Genomic DNA, 17,801 nt, shown 5'->3' with positions numbered 1-17,801 from the left:
GATGCGGCGACCAAGCCCCCAGGGATGGGTTCACGGCGTCCCCTGCCACCGGACCCACCCCACCATTCAACGGAATGCCCCGTTGTTGACGTTGACGTTGTTTCGGCGGGTGCGGGGCGCAGCCCCGCATCGCCTCACCCCGCGCTGCCGCCCAACGCCTTGAACAGCGTCACGTCGTTGTTCAGCTGGCCCTGGCGCGCACGCGCCAGCGACAGCTCTGCATCACGCCGGGTCTGCTGCGCTTCCAGCCAGGTGCGCAGATCGGTGGCGCCCACCCGATAGCGCACTTCCTGCGCGCGCTCCACTTCCACCGCTTCGTCATACGAAGCCTGCGAGGCCGCCACCTGGCGCGCCAGCTGCTCGCGGGCGGACAGGGCGTTGTCCACTTCCGACAGCGCGGTGTACAGCGTCCTGCGGAAGTTGGTCGCAGCAATCTGGTACGCCGTACCGGCGATGTCGGTATCCAGCTGCGCGCGTTGCAGGTTGAGGAACGGCAGCGACAGCCCGGCCCCGAGCGTGGCCACCGGATTGCGCAGTACATCGCCCAGCGAGGTCGCACTGGAACCGAGGCTGCCGGTCAGGCTCAGCGCCGGGTAGTACTGGGTCGCGGTCACCTTGATCGTCTTCAGGCTGTTGCGCAGGCGCAGTTCGGCTGCGCGCAGGTCCGGACGGCGGCCGAGCAGATCGCTCGGCAGTCCTTCGGCGATGGCCGGGCTGCGTGCACCCAGCAGGTCCTGTGGTTCGTCCTGCTGCGGCCAGGGCGTGCCGTCGAGCAGCACGGTCAGTGCATTGCGCACCTCCACCCGCTGCTGTTCCAGCGCGCTCTGCGAGGACCGCTGCGATTGCAGGTTCTGCAGTGCCTGGCGCACTTCCAGGCGCGACACCGCACCGGCATCAAACCGCGCCTGCACCAGTTCGCGGGTGCGTTCGAGCCGCTCCAGGTTGGCCTGGCCGGTGGCGATCGACTGGTTGAGGTAGGCCAGGTTCCAGTACTGGGTGATGGTGTCGCCGATCACCAGCAGCGCGGTGTTCTGCCGGTCTTCCTCGCTGGCCTCGGCTTCCCAGCGGGCGATGTCGCGCTGGGTGCGCAGGCGGCCCCACAGGTCGACCTCCCAACCCAGCGACACGCCTGTGGAATAGCTGCGGCGCCAATCATCAGACTGGTCGGTGGCGCGGCTGGCGCTGCCGCTCACGCCGGAAGACGAGGGTTGCGGCCACAGCGCATTGCTGGCCAGCCCGGCCTGCAGGCGCGAACGCTGCACAGCCAGGCCGGCGGCGGCCAGGTCGCTGTTGGCGGCCAGCGCGCGGGCCACCAGGCGATCCAGGCGCTCATCGCCGAAACCGGTCCACCAGGTGTCCTGGCGGATGTCGCGGCCCGGAGTATCCAGGCTGCTGCGCGGGTCGTCGGCGGGTGCATTGAGGGTGGCGTCGCCACGCCCGTAGCTGGCCGCCACGCTCGGGTTCTGCACCGGGTAGCGGCCGACCGATGCGCAGCCGGACAGGGCGAGCAGAACGGCGCCCGCCAACAGCAGGCGCGAGGGAGCGGGGAAGGGCAGTCGGGTCATCATCATTGTCATTCGCGGGCCAGGGCCTCCACCGGGTCGAGCTGCGCGGCGTTGCGTGCGGGCAGGAAGCCGAACGCCACGCCGATCAGGGTCGAGCAGGCGAAGGCGGCAACGATCGAGGCGGTGGAGAACAGCACCTGGAAGTCACTGGCGAAGCGGCCGATCATCGAGCCCAGCAGCAACGCCAGGCCGATCCCGAGCACGCCACCGAGCAGGCACACCAGCACCGCTTCGATCAGGAACTGCTGGCGGATATCGCTCTGCCGCGCGCCCACGGCCATGCGCACGCCGATTTCACGGGTGCGCTCGGTCACCGACACCAGCATGATGTTCATCACGCCGATGCCGCCGACCAGCAGCGCGATGGCAGCGATGGCACCGATCAGCAGGGTCATCGTGCGCGTGGTCTGCTCGATGGTGTCGCGGATCTCGGCGCTGTTGCTGAGGAAGAAGTCCTCGGTGCCGTGGCGCATCGTCAGCAGGCGGGTGATCGCTTCCTGCGCGGCATCCATCGGTGTGTTGTCGTCCACGCGCACGGTGATGCTGGACACATGGCTCTGGCCGAGCATGCGCGACATCACCGTGGTGTAGGGCACCCACACGCTGAGGCTGGTGCTGCCACCAAAACCGAAGCTCTGCCGCTTGGCCACGCCGACCACGCGCGCTGGCACGTTGCCGAGCAGGATCACCTGGCCGACCGGATCGACATCGGGGAAGAACTGGGTCTGGGTGTTCTCGTCGATCACCGCCACCTGGCCCAGGCCCTTCACTGCATCGGCATCGAAGAAACTGCCGCTGAGCAGAGTCACGCCCTTGACCCGGAAGAACTGCTCGCCGACGCCGCTGACCTGCGCGGTGGACGACTGGTTGCGGTAGCGCGCGGTGACCGAGGTCGACACGCTGGGGGTGGCGCTGTCCACGTAGCTCTGCTTTGCCAGCGCGTCGGCGTCGCTGGCCTTGAGCGTCTGTACCCGCGCCGAGCGCATGTCGCCGAAACCGCGGCCGGGATAGACGTCGATGGTGTTGGTGCCGAGCGCGCTGATGTTCTGCAGGATCTGCTGCTGCGAGCCGTTGCCCAGCGCCACCACCGACACCACCGAGGCGATGCCGATGATGATGCCGAGCATGGTCAGGAAGGTGCGCAGCCGATGCGCGTTCATCGCCAGCACGGCCATGCGGAAGGCTTCGGTGAAGCGGTCGCGGGCGGCCCGCCAGCTGTTGCCGTGGGCCACGCCGGTGCTGGCCTCGCGCCGGGCGCGATAGCTCGGCGCATCCGGGTTGGCGCGGTCGGCGATGATCTCGCCGTCGCGGATCTCGATGATGCGCTGCGCGTGCCGGGCCACGCTCATGTCGTGGGTAACGATGATGATGGTGTGGCCTTCGGCATGCAGCTCGCCGAGGATGGCCATCACTTCCTCTCCGGATTTCGTGTCCAGCGCGCCGGTCGGTTCGTCGGCCAGGATCACCTCGCCGCCGTTCATCAGCGCACGCGCGATCGACACGCGCTGCTGCTGGCCGCCGGACAGCTGGCCTGGCTTGTGGTGCATGCGGTCGCCCAGGCCCAGCCGCTGCAGCAGCTGCTCGGCACGCGCGTTGCGCACCGGGCCGGGGCTGCCGGCATACACCGCCGGCACCGCTACGTTGCCACGCGCGTCCAGGTCGCCGAGCAGGTGGTAGCGCTGGAAGATGAAGCCGAAATGCTCGCGGCGCAGTTCGGCCAGCTCATCCGGTTCCATCTTCCCGGTTTCGCGGCCGGCCACCTGGTAGCTGCCACGGGTAGGACGATCGAGGCAGCCGAGGATGTTCATCAGCGTCGACTTGCCCGAGCCGGACTGGCCGACGATGGCCACCATCTCGCCGGCGTGGATGTCCACGTTGACGTCGCGCAGTACGGCGATGACATCCTCGCCGGCCGGGAATTCGCGTCGCAGGTCGCGCAGGCGCAGCAACGGCGCCGTCGTGCTCATCGGCGCGGGCCCATGCCCGGGCCGCCGACCCGCATCTGCATGCCGCCACGGTTGCCACCGCCGGCGCCGGCTGCACTGGCTTCGCCCACCACCACGCGCTCGCCTTCCTGCAGGCCGGACAGGATCTCGGCCGAAGCGCCGTTGTTGATGCCCACCTTGACCCTGCGCGGCTGCGGCTGGCCCTGGTCGTCGAGCACCCGCACCATGCGCTCGTCGCCACGGCGCTTGGGCCCCAACGCTACTGCCGGGACCATCAGCACGCCCTTGGCCTGCTTGAGCAGCACCGAGACCTGCGCGGTCATGTCGATGCGCAGCGTGCCGTCGGGGTTCTCCACGTCGAACAGCGCGTTGTAGTAGACCGCGCTGCTGGAGCTGGAGCTGGACGAACTGCTGGAACTGGAGGAGTTCTCGTTGGCGATCGAGGCTGGCGCCGGATTGATCTGGCGCAGCGTGGCGTGGTACTTGCGGTCCGGATCGCCCAGCGTGGTGAAGTACACCGGCATGCCGGCCTTGATCTTGACCACATCGGCCTCGGAGATCTCGGCGTTGACCGTGACCACGTCCAGCCGCGCCAGCATGACGATGGTCGGCGCGGTCTGGTTGGCGTTCACGGTACGGCCTTCCTCGGCCACCACCGCCACCACGGTGCCGTCCATCGGCGCGGTGATGCGGGTGTAGGCCAGGTTGGCGCGGGCGGTGCCCAGCTCGGTCTGGCGGCCCTTGATCTGCGCCTCGTAGGACTGCAGCTGGGCACGGGCGGTCTTCAGCTGCGCCTCGGCGGCATCGTATTCCTGGCGCGAGGTGGCCTCGGCGGCCAGCATCTGCTGCTGGCGCGCGAATTCCAGTTCGGCCTGGCGCAGGGTGGCCTGCTGCACGGCGCGCTGGGCGGTGACCTGGTCCAGCGCGGCCTGTGCGTTGAGTACCTGGTTCTGCTGGGTGGTGGCGTCGATCTCGGCGATCAGGTCGCCTTCCTTCACGGTATCGCCCAGCTGCACTTTCAGCGACTTGATCTGGCCCGAAGCCTGCGCACCGACGCTGACCAGCTTGTAGGCATCGATCACGCCGGTGGCGTCCACCGTCTGCTCGATGTCACCACGGCTGACCGGCGAGGTGGCCACCGCGGGGGCGGCGGGTTTGCGCAGCAGCCACCAGGCGGTCGCGGCGACGATCAGGGCAAGCAGGGCGATCAGTATCAGGCGACTCCGGCGGGTCGCGGGCAGCAGGCGGAACGTCACGTCGTGGCTTCACTCTCGGGGCCGCGCGGGCGGCGTTGGTGGGCATTGTGAAGACCGGGCGATGGACGGCTCAATCCTCGGGGTATGTCTGTGTGTAACACTGTCGGTGAATACGCGTAACCACAGGTATCCCGCCCGTGGCTGGATACACTGGTACGCATTGCCCCGGATGCGGTTCAGCTGCCGACACGGGATGATCGCGACATGGAGACTGAAAACCCGATGCATCGACTGCTGATCGTCGACGACGACAACGACATCCGCACGCTGCTGGCCGAGCAGCTCGGCCGTGCCGGTTACCAGGTGAGCACCGCCGCCGATGGCACCGCCATGCGCCAGCTGCTGGACCGCGAGCATGTGGACCTGATCGTGCTGGACCTCAACCTGCCGCGCGAGGATGGCCTGACGCTGTGCCGCGACCTGCGTGCGCGTTCCAACACGCCGGTGATCATGCTGACCGCGCGCGCCGAGCCGATCGACCGCGTGCTGGGCCTGGAAATGGGCGCCGACGACTACCTGGCCAAGCCGTTCGAGCCCCGCGAGCTGCTGGCGCGCATCCGCAACGTGCTGCGCCGGACCGAGGCGCTGCCCGCCAACCTGGAGCCGCTGGCGGTACGCCGCGCGCGCTTCTCGCGCTGGGTGTTCGACCTGGAGCATCGCCACCTGGTCGATCCGGATGACCGCGTGGTGGTGCTGTCCGGCGCCGAATTCCGCCTGCTGCGGGTGTTCATCGCCCACGCCAACAAGGTGCTGTCGCGCGAGCAGCTGGTCGCGCTCAGCAGCGGCCGCAACTACGAGGCACAGGACCGCGCGATCGACCTGCAGGTCAGCCGCTTGCGCAACAAGCTGGGTGACGATGGCGGCCCGGACGGACTGATCAAGACCGTGCGCAACGAAGGCTACGTGCTGGCTTCGTCGGTGAACCTGGAATAAGCCCAATGACGCGCCTGCGCCATTTCCTGTCCTCGATGGTCGGGCGGTTGTTCGTGATCCTGCTGCTGGGCATGAGCGTGGCTGCGATCGGCGCGACCATGCTGGCCACGTCCAAGCGGCAGCAGGAGTTCGAGCGGCAGAACCTGAACCGCATTGCCGACCGCCTGCAGGGCTACGTCAACCTGCTCGATGGCAACCCCGAGCTGCGCGAGCGCCTGCTGGAGGTCGGTGGGCCGAGCGTGCGCGCGCTGCAGCCCGGCGCGCGGCTGGGGCGTGCCGACACCGCGTTGATGGAAGTGCTGGAGGACCGGCCCGGGCCGGTGTCGCGTGCGCACGTGCACTTTGCCTCGTTCCGTTCCTGCATTCCCAAGCTGCAGGACCTGTTGCCGCCGCCCAGGCCCGGCCATCGCAAGCCACCGCGCGAGCGCGATCCCGCCTTCATCCCGCCCAAGTGCCGCGCGGTTGATGTGACGCTGAACGACGGCACGCTGCTGAAGCTGGCGCTGGATTCGCCGGCGGTGGCGCATAACGGCATCCTCGCCGTCGACCCGTGGTTCCTGACCCTGCTGGTGCTGGCGATCGCCGTGCTGGCCTATATCGTGGCGCGCATCGCCAGTGCGCCACTGCAGGAACTGGCCGCCGCCGCCGAAGACCTGGGCGACGACCTGCAGCGCGACCCGTTGCCATTGCGTGGGCCGCGCGAAGTGCAGCGTGCCGCCGAAGCCTTCAACGCCATGCAGCATCGCCTGCAGCGCCATCTGGCCGAACGCACCCAGATGCTGGCAGCGATCACCCACGATCTGCAGACGCCGCTGACCCGGCTGCGCCTGCGCCTGGAGAATGTGACCGACGAGGCCCTGCGTGAGCGCCTGATCGGGGACCTTGCCGCGATGCAGGCGCTGGTGCGCGAAGGCCTGGAGCTGGCGCGCAGCGCCGAGAGTTCCGAGCAACGTGCCGCGCTGGACCTGGATTCGCTGCTGGAGAGCATCGTCGAAGATACCGCCGAGGGCGGTGCCGACGTGGTATTCGAAGGCGGCAGCGGTTCGGTGCTGATGCTGCGCCCGCTGGCCATGCACCGCCTGTTTTCCAATCTGGTGGACAACGCCGTGATGTATGCGCAGCGGGCGCGGGTGCGCGTGGAGCGCAGCGGCGGTGCGATCACGGTGGTGGTGGCCGATGATGGCCCGGGCCTGGCCGATGAGCAGCTGGAGGCCGTGTTTGATCCGTTCGTGCGGGTGGAAACCTCGCGTTCGCGCGAGACCGGCGGGGCCGGCCTGGGCCTGACCATTGCCCGCGCCCTGGCTGAGAAGGACGGGGGCCGGTTGTGGCTGCGCAACCGCGCCGAGGGTGGGCTGGAGGCCGTTGTGCAGTGGCCGGCCAGTACCCAGGTGGTGGCACCGGGGCGCGCTGGCTGAGCCGGGCGACCGGACGACGGTGACGCCGGGGCCTGGCTTTGCCCTATCATCTGCGTATCTCCCCAGCCTCCCCCCGATGAGCCAGCCCGTTCCCGCCGGCATGCCATTGCCCGCTGCCCGGCCGTTCCCGCATGCTGCCGCGTCCTGCAGCCGCATCTGGCCGCCGCCGCTGCGGTAATGGGCGGGCAGGGGGACGAGAGGCGCCGGGTGGAGCGCCGCGCATCAGGATTCAGGCGGGCATTGCGGCAGGGCCTGTTGTGGCTGCTCCTGGCCCTCGCGCTGCCGTTGGCGGCGCAGGAGGGCGCGCCGCCGCTGCGTGACTACGCCATCGACGTATGGACCTCGCGCAACGGCCTGCCGCACAACTCGTTGCGCGACATCGCGCAGACGCCGGAAGGCCACCTCTGGTTCGCCACCTGGGAAGGGCTGGTGCGCTACAACGGCCTGGATTTCACCGTGTTCGACCGCAGCACGCGCCCGGGCCTGCGCGACAACGGGATCGGCGCGCTGTTCGTCGATCGCCAGGGCGGGCTGTGGATCAGCGATTCGCGCGGCAATGTCAGCCACCGTGGCAGTGACGGCCAGTGGCGGGTGTGGGAGCACCAGGCCGATACGCCGCAGGTGCTGATCCAGTCGATGCAGATGGACAGCCAGGGCCGCCTGTGGCTGCTGTACGAAGGCAAGGGCATCGGCTATCTCACGCCGGACACGGGCATCGTCTACCGGGCACCGGCGGCCGATCTGCCGATGGCGATGAGCTTCACCAAGCTGGTGGTCGATGCGCAGGACCGGGTCTGGATCGGCACCCTCGACGGCCTGGTGCTGCGCGACAACGACGGCGTGCTCAAGCGCGCGCCGGCGGCATGGGGGCTGGGCGCCGGCAGCGGCCTGTCGTGGCCGTACCGGGCGCCGGATGGTGCGCTGTGGATCGTCGCTGGCGAGCGCCTGTACCGGGTGGAGGATGACCGGCTGGTGCTGGTGCATCGCCTGCCCGGGCAGCTGCACATGACCGCGATGCTGCAGGATCGCCACGGCGACCTGTGGCTGGGCACCGAGAACCAGGGCCTGCTGCGCATTTCCGCGCACGGGCTGGAACGGCTGCCGGCCGGCCTGAACCTGCCCGGCGGGCGTGTGGTGAGCCTGCGCGAAGATGCCGAGGGCAGCATCTGGGTAGGCGCCAATGGCGGCCTGTACCGCCTGCGCGAAACGCTGTTCAGCAGCTATACCGAGCGCGACGGACTCAGCGGAGATTATGTGCGCACGGTGTTCGAGGACCGCGACCGCAAGCTGTGGGTCGGCAGTGCCAGCGGCCTGGACCAGCAGACCACGCAAGGTCGTTTCCAGGCGATGCCGCTGCACAACCGGGGTGGCAAGGCGCCCTCGGTGCTGAGCCTGGCCCAGGGCCCGAATGGCGACCTCTGGGTCGGCACCTTTGGCGATGGCGTTTACCGGCTTGGCCGCGATGGCAGCCTGCGCCACAACTACGCTGCCGCCGACGGCATGCCCGGTGGCAACATCCGCGCGATCAGTGTGGATCCGCAGGGCGTGGTCTGGGCCGGCACGCAGAAGGGCGTGGTCCGCATCGATGGCGACCGGGTGCAGGTCTCGAGCGTGCCGGGCATGCCGGGCGGCCTGATCACGGCGCTGGAGCACGATCACCAGGGCAACCTGTGGATCGGCACCATCGAAGGCATCCGCGTGCTGCGTGGCGACCGCGTGCAATCGATCAACCTGGCCCCGCTGGGGGGCGGCCGCAGTGTGTTCGGCTTCCACCAGCTGGGCGATGCGATGTGGATCAGCAGCGACCGCGGCCTGTACCGCTGGCAGAACGGGACGCTGGCACGGGTCGGCCTGGAACAGGGCATGCCGGTGGATGCGGTGTTCCAGCTGGTGCCGGACCGGCTCGGCAACGTGTGGATCAGCAGCAACCGCGGCGTGCTGCGCACCGACATGGCCACGCTCAATGCGGTGGCCGACGGGCGCACGCCGCGGGTGGTGGTGGAGCGTTACAACGAGATCGACGGCATGGCCAACGCGCAGGCCAACGGCAGTTCCGGGCCGTCGGCGATCCTGCGCCAGGACGGCACGTTCTGGGTGGTCACCGCCGGCGGCCTGAGCACGGTCGACCCGCAGCGCCTGCAGCGCTTCCGCGAGCGCCCCTCCCCCCCGGCGGCGATCGAGAGCGTGCAGGTGGATGGCGCGCCGGTGCACTGGGAAGGTCCCGAACGCAACCACATTCCGGGCGGGCGCCGGCTGGCGGTCAGCTACGTCGGCCTGAGCTACCTGATGTCTGATCGGATCCGCTACCGGACGCGGCTCGATGGCCTGGACAACGGCTGGGTCGAGCGCGGCCCGCAGCGCAGCGTCGAGTTCGTCGGCCTGCCGCCGGGCGACTACACGCTGCATGTGGCGGCGGCACATCCGGGCGGCAGCTGGGGCCAACAGGAAGCGGTGTGGAGCTTCAGCGTCGAGCCGTTCTGGTGGCAGCGGCGCAGCGTGCAGGCGCTGGGCGGGCTGTTGCTGCTGGCCGGCCTGGTGGCGCTGTACCGCCTGCTGCTGCAGCAGCTGAAGGCCAGCAACCTGCGCCTGGCGCGGCGGGTGGACGACGCGACCTTCGACCTGCAGGCCAAGACCGTGCACCTGCAGGCGCTGAACCAGGAAAAGACCGAACTGGCCGAGCGCCTGGCGCGCCAAGCCGAAGCCTTCGAGCGCCAGGCCCGCGAGGATGCCCTGACCGGGCTGGCCAACCGCCGCGGCTTCGACGAAACGCTGGCCCGCGATTTCGCCCGTTCGCAGCGCAGTGGCCACTCGTTGTGCCTGGTGGTGCTGGACATCGATCACTTCAAGGACGTCAACGACCGGCACAGCCACAGCATCGGTGACGCGGTGCTGGTGCAGGTGGCGGCGGTGATCGCGGCGGTCTGTCGCGCGTCGGATCTGCCGGCGCGTACCGGTGGTGAAGAGTTCGCGCTGCTGCTCAACGACACCCGGCTGGAAGAGGCCGCACAGCTGTGTGCGCGCCTGCGCGGGTTGTTCCACGATCACCCGGACTGGGCCGGCGTGCCGGGCCTGCGGGTGACCTTCAGTGCCGGCCTGGTGGAACTGGATGCCGACGACCGTACTCCGGCGCTGCTGTACCAGCGCGCCGACCGCGCGCTGTACCGCGCCAAGAGCGACGGCCGCGATCGTACGAGCATTGGTTGATCACATCCACGCATGGCGTGGATCTACCGTGCGGCGATTGATTCGCCACCATGCATCGATGGAACGACGCCGGCCTGTAGAGTCGAGCCATGCTCGACTACCGCTCGACAGCGCGGAAACAGGTGCAGCCGAGCATGGCTCGGCTCTACAGAAGAAAGCGCGGCCTTACCGCGGCCAGGCGTTGGCGATGGTGCAGAACAGCCGTGCGGTCTGCTCGGTGTCGTACACCGCGCTGTGTGCCTCGTTGGCGTCCCAGCCCAGCCCGGCGGCATGGGCCGCGCGCGCCAGCACGGTCTGCCCGTAGGCGATGCCGGCCAGGGTGACCGTGTCGAACACGCTGAACGGATGGAACGGATTGCGCTTGTGGCCGGTGCGTGCCACCGCCGCATTGACGAAGCCCAGGTCGAAATGGGCGTTGTGGCCGACCAGGATCGCGCGCTGGCAGCCGTACTTCTTCATCGCCGCCCGCACCGGGGTGAAGATGTGGTCCAGCGCCGCCCTCTCTTCCTTGGCCAGCCGGAACGGATGGTCGAGGATGATGCCGGTCACTTCCAGCGACTTCGGGTCGATCTCCAGGCCCTCGGCCGGCACCACGTGCGCGCTGGCAGTCTGGCCCGGGTAAAGCAGGCCGTTCTCGTCCATCTCGATCGGCACGGCGGCGATTTCCAGCAGGGCATTGCGCTGGCTGTCGAAGCCGCCGGTTTCCACATCCACCACCACCGGCAGGAAGCCGCGGAAGCGCTGTGACATCGCGCGCTGCGCCTGGGGTACTGCGGAATCGGGGGCGGCGGCAGGTGCGGGCGTGGGGTCAGTCATGGGTGAATTCTAGCAGAGCCGCCCCGCGCGCCCGGGTTTGCACGGGTTCCCTGCGTGCGCGTGTGTCGACCAAGGTCGACACCTACCGGCGCACCGCATGACCCCGATCCCGGTAGGTACCAACCGCAGGAACCCGGTAGGTACCAACCTTGGTTGGCACACCGCGCGCCGCTCGACGGCGGCTACCGGGCCGCGGGCCGGACCGTCATGCCCGATGGAAACCACCGCGCCAACCACGCATCCACGCTCAGTTTGCCGGCACCGGTGAAGATCAACGGCAGCAGCATCGCCATGAACAGTACCGGCAGCTTGAAATTGCCGAAGCCCTGGTCGCTGATCACGTAGCCCATCGCCAGTTCGCCCAGCGAGTCCCATTGCATCGGCCAGTGCACCGCATAGGTGGCCACCACGGTCAGCACCAACAGGCTGGCCGCGGCCAAACGCGTGCCGAAACCGAACAGCAGGCAGGCCGCGCCCACCAGTTCGAACCAGGTCGCCAGCTGCCAGTTCAGTGCCGCCGGTACCTGGTCGAAGGGGAACGGGAAGGCGTCCTGGAGGTCGGCGAACCAGTTCTGGCCCTGCAGCTTCTCGCGGCCGGATTCGAAATATTCCCAGGCCAGCAGCAGGCGCAGGCCAAGCGGGGCCAACCAGGGGGCGAGACGGTCCAGCTGGCTGCGCGTGGCAGCCAGGATCGGCAGGTTCATCGGTGAGTCTCCGTGGAAGGGGCGTCAGGGGGCTGGGGCGAGCGGGCCGATCACGCCGGCGCGCAGGAACTGGTGCAGCAGCACGGCACCGGGTTCGGCCAGTGCATCGGCGGCCAGGCCATGGTCGGTAGCGAGCTGCTGGAGGTAGCCATGGCCATCCAGGCCAGGGTGTTCGCCGATCCGGGACAGAAGATGCACCGCCAACGGGCTGAGCGCGGCGAACCGCACGTCGCCGTCGGGATCGCGGCGCACCAGCAGGCCGGTCGGTTCGGCGGGCGGCTGCGTCGGCGCGTCCTCGGCACCGAGGCGATGTACCGGCCAGTGGTACAGCAGTGGCCAGGCCAGCGGCGAGCGCTGTAGAGGCTCCCTCAGCGGATCGACGTCGCCAGCCGCTGGCAGGGGTTCGGCGGGCAACTGGTACAGCGCGGTCTCCACCCACTCGTAGTGGGCCAGTTCGGCCAGCGCCGGATGCGGCAGCGCGGGTTGCGCCTGCAGCCACTGCACGAACTCGGCGGCCAGTTCGGTGAACAACGGTGTCTGGCAGCGATGGGTGGCGAAGTAGCGGCGCACCAGCGTGTTCCAGGCCGGTTCGCCAAGCAGGCGTACGCAGACCGGAAAACCATTGCTCAACAGGCCGAGGAGGTTGTTGAACAGCAGGCGCTGGTACACCGCTACCCGGCGTGGGTCCAGGCCGGCCGGCGCAGGTACCGCCTGCGGGTCGCGCAGGTGCGCAGTAAACGCGTGCTGCTGCGCGCGCAGGGTGTCGGCGGAATCAACCATGTGCCGTCCCGGTGTGCGTGGCCTGCAGGCGGCGGATGGTCTGCAGTTCGCCCTGCAGTTCCGCATAGGGCGGGAAATTGAAATCGCGTTCGAGCAGGGTGGGGCGTGGGCCGACGCGTGCATAGGTACGCGCCAGCAGCTCCCAGACCGGATCGATCACCGCGCTGCCATGGGTATCGATCTTCAGGTCGGGTGCCTCGTCCAGGTGCCCGGCTACGTGCAGGCAGACGATGCGCTGCGCAGGCAGGCCGGCGATGAAGGTATCGGCATCGTAGCCGTGGTTGCAGGCGTTGACGTAGACGTTGTTGACGTCCAGCAGCAGGTCGCAGTCGGCTTCGGCGAGCACCGCATTGGTGAACGCCAGCTCGTCCATCGCCGGTTCCGGTGCCAGGTAGTAGGACACGTTCTCCACCGCGATACGGCGGCCGAGCAGGTCCTGCACCTTGCGGATGCGCGCGGCGGTATGGTGTACGGCTTCGTCGGTAAACGGAATCGGCAGCAGGTCGTACAGGTGGCCGTCGTCGCTGCAGTAGCTCAGGTGCTCGCTGTACAGCGGCACGCGGTGCTTCTCCAGGAACCGGCCGACCTGTTCCAGCAGTTGCGTGTCCAGGGGCGCACTTCCGCCCAGCGACAGCGACAGCCCATGGCAGCTCAGTGGATGGCGCTGTGCCAGTTCGGCCAGCGCATCACCGGCCGGGCCTCCAACATGGATCCAGTTCTCCGGCGCACATTCGAGGAAATCGAAATCGCCGGCCGGGGCGTCACGCAGATCCTGCAGCAGCGCCCGGCGCAGGCCCAACCCGGCGGCCGCCGCAGGCAGCGGCGACCGCGGGTGGACGAGGCTGGCGCGGACGTCAGTGCTTGCCACCGCACTTGCCTTCGCCACACTTGCCTTCGGCCGACTTCTTGTCGCCGGTCTTGGCCGCCGCTGCACCCGCGGCCTTGCCCTTGTCGGCGCCACACTTGCCTTCGCCGCACTTGCCTTCGGCAGCCTTGCCCTTGTCACCGCCGCACTTGCCTTCAGCAGTCTTGCCGTCGGCGCCGCACTTGCCTTCGGCGTGCTTGGCATCGGCAGCCTTCGCCGCCTGGCCCGCCACCAGGTACCCCTGGGCAAGGTCGCTCATGCTCAGGGCCGAGGCACTGGCGGTCATGCCCAGGCCGGCGGCCAGGGCGGTAGCGGTCAGCAGGGACAGGGTCTTGTTGGAACTGCTCATCGGTAGTACTCCTGGGTGGTGGGCAGGTGCCCGGGGTGAATCGATGGTGCAGCGATCCTACTCAACGAATCCTCGCCAAGAACTCAAATTTTCGTGAGATTTGTTACAGAAGGGCAACACGGTGCCCGGTAGATCCACGCCATGCGTGGGTGGATCACCGGAACGCCCATGAACAAGAAGGCCGCTGTCACCAGGACAGCGGCCACCTTGGAGTCGACTCTGGTGTTGCAGTGCAGCGTCAGGGCTGTCCGGTGCTGGACGTCTCGTCGCGTTTTTCACGCGGCGGCAGCGGCTGCTCGCCGTGCACCAGGAACCACACATTCTCGGCGATGTTGGTGGCGTGGTCGCCCACGCGCTCCAGGTTCTTGGCCATGAACAGCAGGTGCGTGCACGGGGTGATGTTGCGCGGGTCTTCCATCATGTAGGTCAGCAGCTCGCGGAACAGCGCGGTGTACTGCGCGTCCAGGCGGGCGTCGTCCTCGCGCAGTGCCAGCGCGGCATCGGCATCGTTGTCGCGATAGGCGGCGATGGCGCGGCGCACCTGCTGCGCGGCCAGGCGGCCCAGTGCACGCAGGCCCTGGATCTGCGGCAGCGGCGGCACTTTGCCCAGTGCGATCGAACGCTTGGCAACGTTGGCCGCGTAGTCGCCGATACGTTCGATGTCGGCCGGGATGCGCAGGCCCGCGAGAATTTCGCGCAGGTCACGCGCCATCGGGCCACGCAGCGCCAGGCGCATCACGTCGTGGCTGATCTGCTGCTCAAGCGCATCAATCGCTTCATCGTTGGCGATGATGCGATGGGCGGCGTTCTCGTCGCGCTTTTCGATCACGTCCATCGCCGCTTCCAGCTGGGCGACGGCCATCTCGCCCATGCGGACGATTTCGGCCACCAGGCGCTGCTGCTCTTCGTCGTAGCTCTTGACGATGTGGTCGTTGGGAAGGTTCATGGTTGTTCCACTCTGTAGAGCCGAGCCATGCCCGGCTGGCGTTGTCTGTAGAGCCGAGCCACGCTCGACCGTCGTCTCAGCCGAAGCGGCCGGTGATGTAGTCCTCGGTCTGCCGCTGCGACGGCTGCGAGAAGATCACTTCGGTGCGGTCGTGCTCGATCAGGTCGCCCAGGTACATGAAGGCGGTGTAGTCGGACACGCGCGCGGCCTGCTGCATGTTGTGGGTGACGATCACGATCGTGTACTCGTTCTTGAGCTCTTCCACCAGCTGCTCGATGCGGCTGGTCGAGATCGGATCCAGCGCCGAGGTCGGCTCGTCCAGCAGCAGCACGGACGGGCGCAGGGCCACCGCACGGGCGATGCACAGGCGCTGCTGCTGGCCACCGGACAGGCCCAGGGCGCTCTGCCCCAGCTTGTCCTTCACTTCGTCCCACAGCGCGCCCTGGCGCAGCGCCTGCTCGACGCGGTCGGCCATATCGGCCTTGCTCAGCTTCTCGTGGTGGCGGATGCCGTAGGCGACGTTCTCGAAGATGGTCATCGGGAACGGCACCGGCTTCTGGAACACCATGCCGACCTTGCTGCGCAGGCGGTTCATCGGGTACTTCGGCGACAGGATGTTCTCGCCGTCCAGCAGCACTTCACCACGTGCTTCCAGCTTCGGGTACAGCGCGTAGATGCGGTTGAAGATGCGCAGCAGGGTCGACTTGCCGCAACCGGAGGGTCCGATCAGCGCGGTCACGCGCTTTTCCGGAATCTCCAGGTTGATGCCCTTCAGGGCATGGAACTTGTCGTAGTAGAAGTCCAGTCCGCGCGCGGCAAGCTTGACCGGAGCCGGGGTGTGCAGGCTCTCGTGCGAGGACGGCACGGCGATGCGCTGCATCGGCACGGCGTTGGAAAGGTCGTTCATGGCGTTATCCACGGAAAGGTCAGTCATGGGAGATACGGTTGCGCAGCAGGATGCCGCGGGCGGCAAGGCTGACCAGCAACACGAAGACAGTCAGCACCAGGGCACCGGCCCAGGCCAGCACCTGCCAGGATTCATACGGGCTGCCGGCGAACTGGTTCATCACCACCGGCACCGAGGCCATCGGCTGGAAGATGTTGTTGTTCCAGTACTGGTTGCCGAAAGCGGTGAACAGCAGTGGCGCGGTTTCGCCGGAGATGCGGGCCAGCGCCAGCAGGATGCCGGTGATGATGCCGGCCGATGCGCTGCGATAGAGCACCTGCACGATCACCTTCCACTGCGGGATGCCCAGCGACAGCGCCGCCTCGCGCATCTGCGAAGGCACCAGCCGCAGCATCTCGTCGGTGGTGCGCACCACCACCGGCAGCACGATGAAAGCCAGCGACAGCGCACCGGCGAAGGCCGAGAAGTTGCCGCCGGTCTGCATCACGTACAGGGTGTAGACGAACAGGCCGAGCACGATGGACGGGGCTGACAGCAGGATGTCGTTGACGAAGCGGACCACGGTGCCGGCCTTGCGGGCGTTGCCGTACTCGGCCAGCCAGGTGCCGGCCAGCACGCCCAGCGGGGTGCCGATGCCGATCGCCAGTGCACACATCACGGCACTGCCGAAGAAGGCGTTGGCAAGGCCGCCTTCCTGCATCGGCGGCGGCGTCATCTTGGTGAACAGATCCCAGTTGATGCCGGCCAGGCCTTTCGAGGCCAGGGTGAACAGGATCCAGCCCAGGAAGAACAGGCCGAACAGCGCGGTGGCGCAGGACGCGGCAATCGCAACGACATTGCCGATGCGGCGGCGCAGGTACAGCGAATCAGCGGTGGTGGACATCAGTTGCCCTCCTTGCGGGACAGGCGCATCAGCATCAGGCGGGCGATGGCCAGCACCACGAAGGTGACGATGAAGAGGACGAAGCCGAGCAGCAGCAGGGCCGAGCGGTAGGTTTCAGTGGCCTCGCCGAAATCGTTGGCGATCAGCGCGGCGATGGTGGTGCCCGGTTCCAGCAGCGACGGCGACAGGCGCACGCTGTTGCCGATCACGAAGGCCACCGCCATCGTTTCGCCCAGGGCGCGGCCGAGGCCGAGGAAGATGCCGCCGATCACCGCCGAGCGGGTGTAGGGCAGCACGATGTCCCAGCTCACTTCCCACTTGGTGGAGCCCAGCGCATAGGCCGATTCCTTCAGGCGGGTCGGCACGGTCAGGAACACTTCGCGCATCACCGAGGAGATGAATGGAATGACCATGATGGCCAGCACGAAACCGGCGGTGAGCATGCCGATACCCAGCGGCGGGCCCTGGAACATCGGGCCGATGATCGGCCACTCGCCCAGGGTTTCGTTGAGGAACGGAGTGACGTACTCGGTCATCACCGGCACCAGCACGAACAGGCCCCACATGCCGTAGATGATCGAGGGGATGCCGGCCAGCAGTTCGATGGCGGTACCGACCGGTCCACGCAGCCAGCGCGGTGCGACTTCGGTGAGGAAGAAGGCGATGCCGAAGCTGACCGGCACGGCGATGACCATCGCGATGACGGCGGTGACCAGGGTGCCGTAGATCGGCGCGAGCGCGCCGAACTTGTTTTCGACCGGATTCCAGTCGGCGGAGAAGAAGAAACTCAGGCCCTGCATCTGCAGGGCATGGCGGCCGCCCCACAGCATCGACAGCGCGGCGCAGGCCAGGGCGATCAGGACGAAGATGACGGTGCCGACCAGCACCCATCGGAACAGTTTGTCGTTGCGGGCATCACGCGTATCACGCGTGGACGGGGCGGCTACAGGCTGGGCGATGGCATTCATGGGGACGGCAGGGCCAGGAAGGGGCGGGGCGGCACGGCGTGGAAGAGGCGGTGGCCGCGCGGGGGGGGGGCCGGCGTGTGCGGCCCATTCGGGGGGGGGCGCCGGCGGGCCCGGTTTGGTTTGGCCGGCTCGGCCGCGGGGGGCCCGGAGGGGAGCTCGGTGTGCTGGGGGCGGGGGTTCTCGGAGGGCCCCCTTGGAGAAGGCCACGGGGGCCTTGTGGGGCGTGGCGGTCTTCTGGAGGCTCTTCTCCCGCCATAAGTTCGG

The 17,801-nt window shown here is 68.2% G+C and carries 15 protein-coding genes; 3 read left to right on the top strand and 12 right to left on the bottom strand.

Annotation, left to right across the window (positions count from 1 at the left end):
- Window positions 1-134 precede the first annotated feature (134 nt).
- Genes ARC23_RS17400 through ARC23_RS17390 form a run of 3 tightly spaced genes read right to left on the bottom strand, consistent with a single transcriptional unit; the run spans window position 135 to window position 4,767 of the window.
- Window positions 135-1,571, bottom strand: coding sequence for a TolC family protein (locus ARC23_RS17400; RefSeq protein WP_411847914.1), 1,437 nt, complete (start codon window positions 1,569-1,571; stop codon window positions 135-137).
- 2 nt (window positions 1,572-1,573) lie between these two features.
- Window positions 1,574-3,532: a MacB family efflux pump subunit gene (locus ARC23_RS17395; protein ID WP_057498360.1), complete on the bottom strand. Its 1,959-nt coding sequence runs from the start codon at window positions 3,530-3,532 to the stop codon at window positions 1,574-1,576.
- Window positions 3,529-4,767 (bottom strand): efflux RND transporter periplasmic adaptor subunit, encoded by a 1,239-nt coding sequence (locus ARC23_RS17390; RefSeq protein WP_057498359.1) that lies wholly within the window; start codon window positions 4,765-4,767, stop codon window positions 3,529-3,531. The genes ARC23_RS17395 and ARC23_RS17390 overlap by 4 nt, the downstream gene beginning before the upstream one ends.
- A 204-nt stretch (window positions 4,768-4,971) precedes the next feature.
- Between ARC23_RS17390 and ARC23_RS17385 the strand changes: the two genes are divergently transcribed.
- The 3 genes from ARC23_RS17385 (at window position 4,972) to ARC23_RS17375 (ending at window position 10,319) form a co-directional block, all read left to right on the top strand.
- A complete protein-coding gene (locus tag ARC23_RS17385) occupies window positions 4,972-5,700 on the top strand; it encodes a response regulator (protein ID WP_057498358.1) in 729 nt (242 codons plus the stop codon).
- A gap of 5 nt (window positions 5,701-5,705) precedes the next feature.
- Complete coding sequence (locus ARC23_RS17380; RefSeq protein ID WP_057498357.1) at window positions 5,706-7,115, top strand: ATP-binding protein; 1,410 nt, start codon at window positions 5,706-5,708, stop codon at window positions 7,113-7,115.
- A 177-nt stretch (window positions 7,116-7,292) separates the two neighbouring features.
- Entirely contained in the window at window positions 7,293-10,319 is a 3,027-nt protein-coding gene (locus ARC23_RS17375; RefSeq protein WP_057498356.1) for a ligand-binding sensor domain-containing diguanylate cyclase, read from the top strand.
- 165 nt (window positions 10,320-10,484) lie between these two features.
- Here the strand turns inward: ARC23_RS17375 and rnt are convergent, their stop codons facing one another.
- The 9 genes from rnt to pstC form a co-directional block, all read right to left on the bottom strand.
- On the bottom strand, window positions 10,485-11,135 hold the full coding sequence (gene rnt / locus ARC23_RS17370) for a ribonuclease T (RefSeq protein ID WP_411847913.1): 651 nt from the start codon (window positions 11,133-11,135) through the stop codon (window positions 10,485-10,487).
- A gap of 182 nt (window positions 11,136-11,317) precedes the next feature.
- A complete protein-coding gene (locus ARC23_RS17365; protein WP_057498354.1) occupies window positions 11,318-11,839 on the bottom strand; it encodes an HvfX family Cu-binding RiPP maturation protein in 522 nt (173 codons plus the stop codon).
- Between the two features lie 24 nt (window positions 11,840-11,863).
- Window positions 11,864-12,619, bottom strand: a complete 756-nt coding sequence (locus ARC23_RS17360; protein ID WP_057498353.1) for an HvfC family RiPP maturation protein — start codon at window positions 12,617-12,619, stop codon at window positions 11,864-11,866.
- The gene (locus ARC23_RS17355; protein ID WP_057498352.1) at window positions 12,612-13,487 is read right to left on the bottom strand and encodes an HvfB family MNIO-type RiPP peptide maturase; all 876 of its coding nucleotides are present in this window, start codon (window positions 13,485-13,487) and stop codon (window positions 12,612-12,614) included. The genes ARC23_RS17360 and ARC23_RS17355 overlap by 8 nt, the downstream gene beginning before the upstream one ends.
- The gene (locus ARC23_RS17350) at window positions 13,474-13,833 is read right to left on the bottom strand and encodes an HvfA family oxazolone/thioamide-modified RiPP metallophore (RefSeq protein WP_057498351.1); all 360 of its coding nucleotides are present in this window, start codon (window positions 13,831-13,833) and stop codon (window positions 13,474-13,476) included. The genes ARC23_RS17355 and ARC23_RS17350 overlap by 14 nt, the downstream gene beginning before the upstream one ends.
- Before the next feature lie 238 nt (window positions 13,834-14,071).
- Window positions 14,072-14,779 carry a phosphate signaling complex protein PhoU gene (gene phoU, locus ARC23_RS17345; RefSeq protein WP_008265615.1) on the bottom strand — a complete coding sequence of 236 codons (708 nt, stop codon included), beginning with the start codon at window positions 14,777-14,779 and terminating at the stop codon, window positions 14,072-14,074.
- A 76-nt stretch (window positions 14,780-14,855) separates the two neighbouring features.
- Entirely contained in the window at window positions 14,856-15,686 is an 831-nt protein-coding gene (pstB, locus tag ARC23_RS17340; RefSeq protein WP_057498350.1) for a phosphate ABC transporter ATP-binding protein PstB, read from the bottom strand.
- A gap of 19 nt (window positions 15,687-15,705) precedes the next feature.
- On the bottom strand, window positions 15,706-16,569 hold the full coding sequence (gene pstA / locus ARC23_RS17335; protein WP_057498349.1) for a phosphate ABC transporter permease PstA: 864 nt from the start codon (window positions 16,567-16,569) through the stop codon (window positions 15,706-15,708).
- A complete protein-coding gene (pstC, locus tag ARC23_RS17330) occupies window positions 16,569-17,537 on the bottom strand; it encodes a phosphate ABC transporter permease subunit PstC (protein ID WP_057498348.1) in 969 nt (322 codons plus the stop codon). Before pstC ends, pstA begins: the two co-directional genes overlap by 1 nt.
- Window positions 17,538-17,801: the final 264 nt, after the last annotated feature.

The organism is Stenotrophomonas beteli (assembly GCF_001431665.1).
GTDB lineage: Bacteria > Pseudomonadota > Gammaproteobacteria > Xanthomonadales > Xanthomonadaceae > Stenotrophomonas > Stenotrophomonas beteli.
This window is presented reverse-complemented; position numbering and strand designations above follow the sequence as displayed.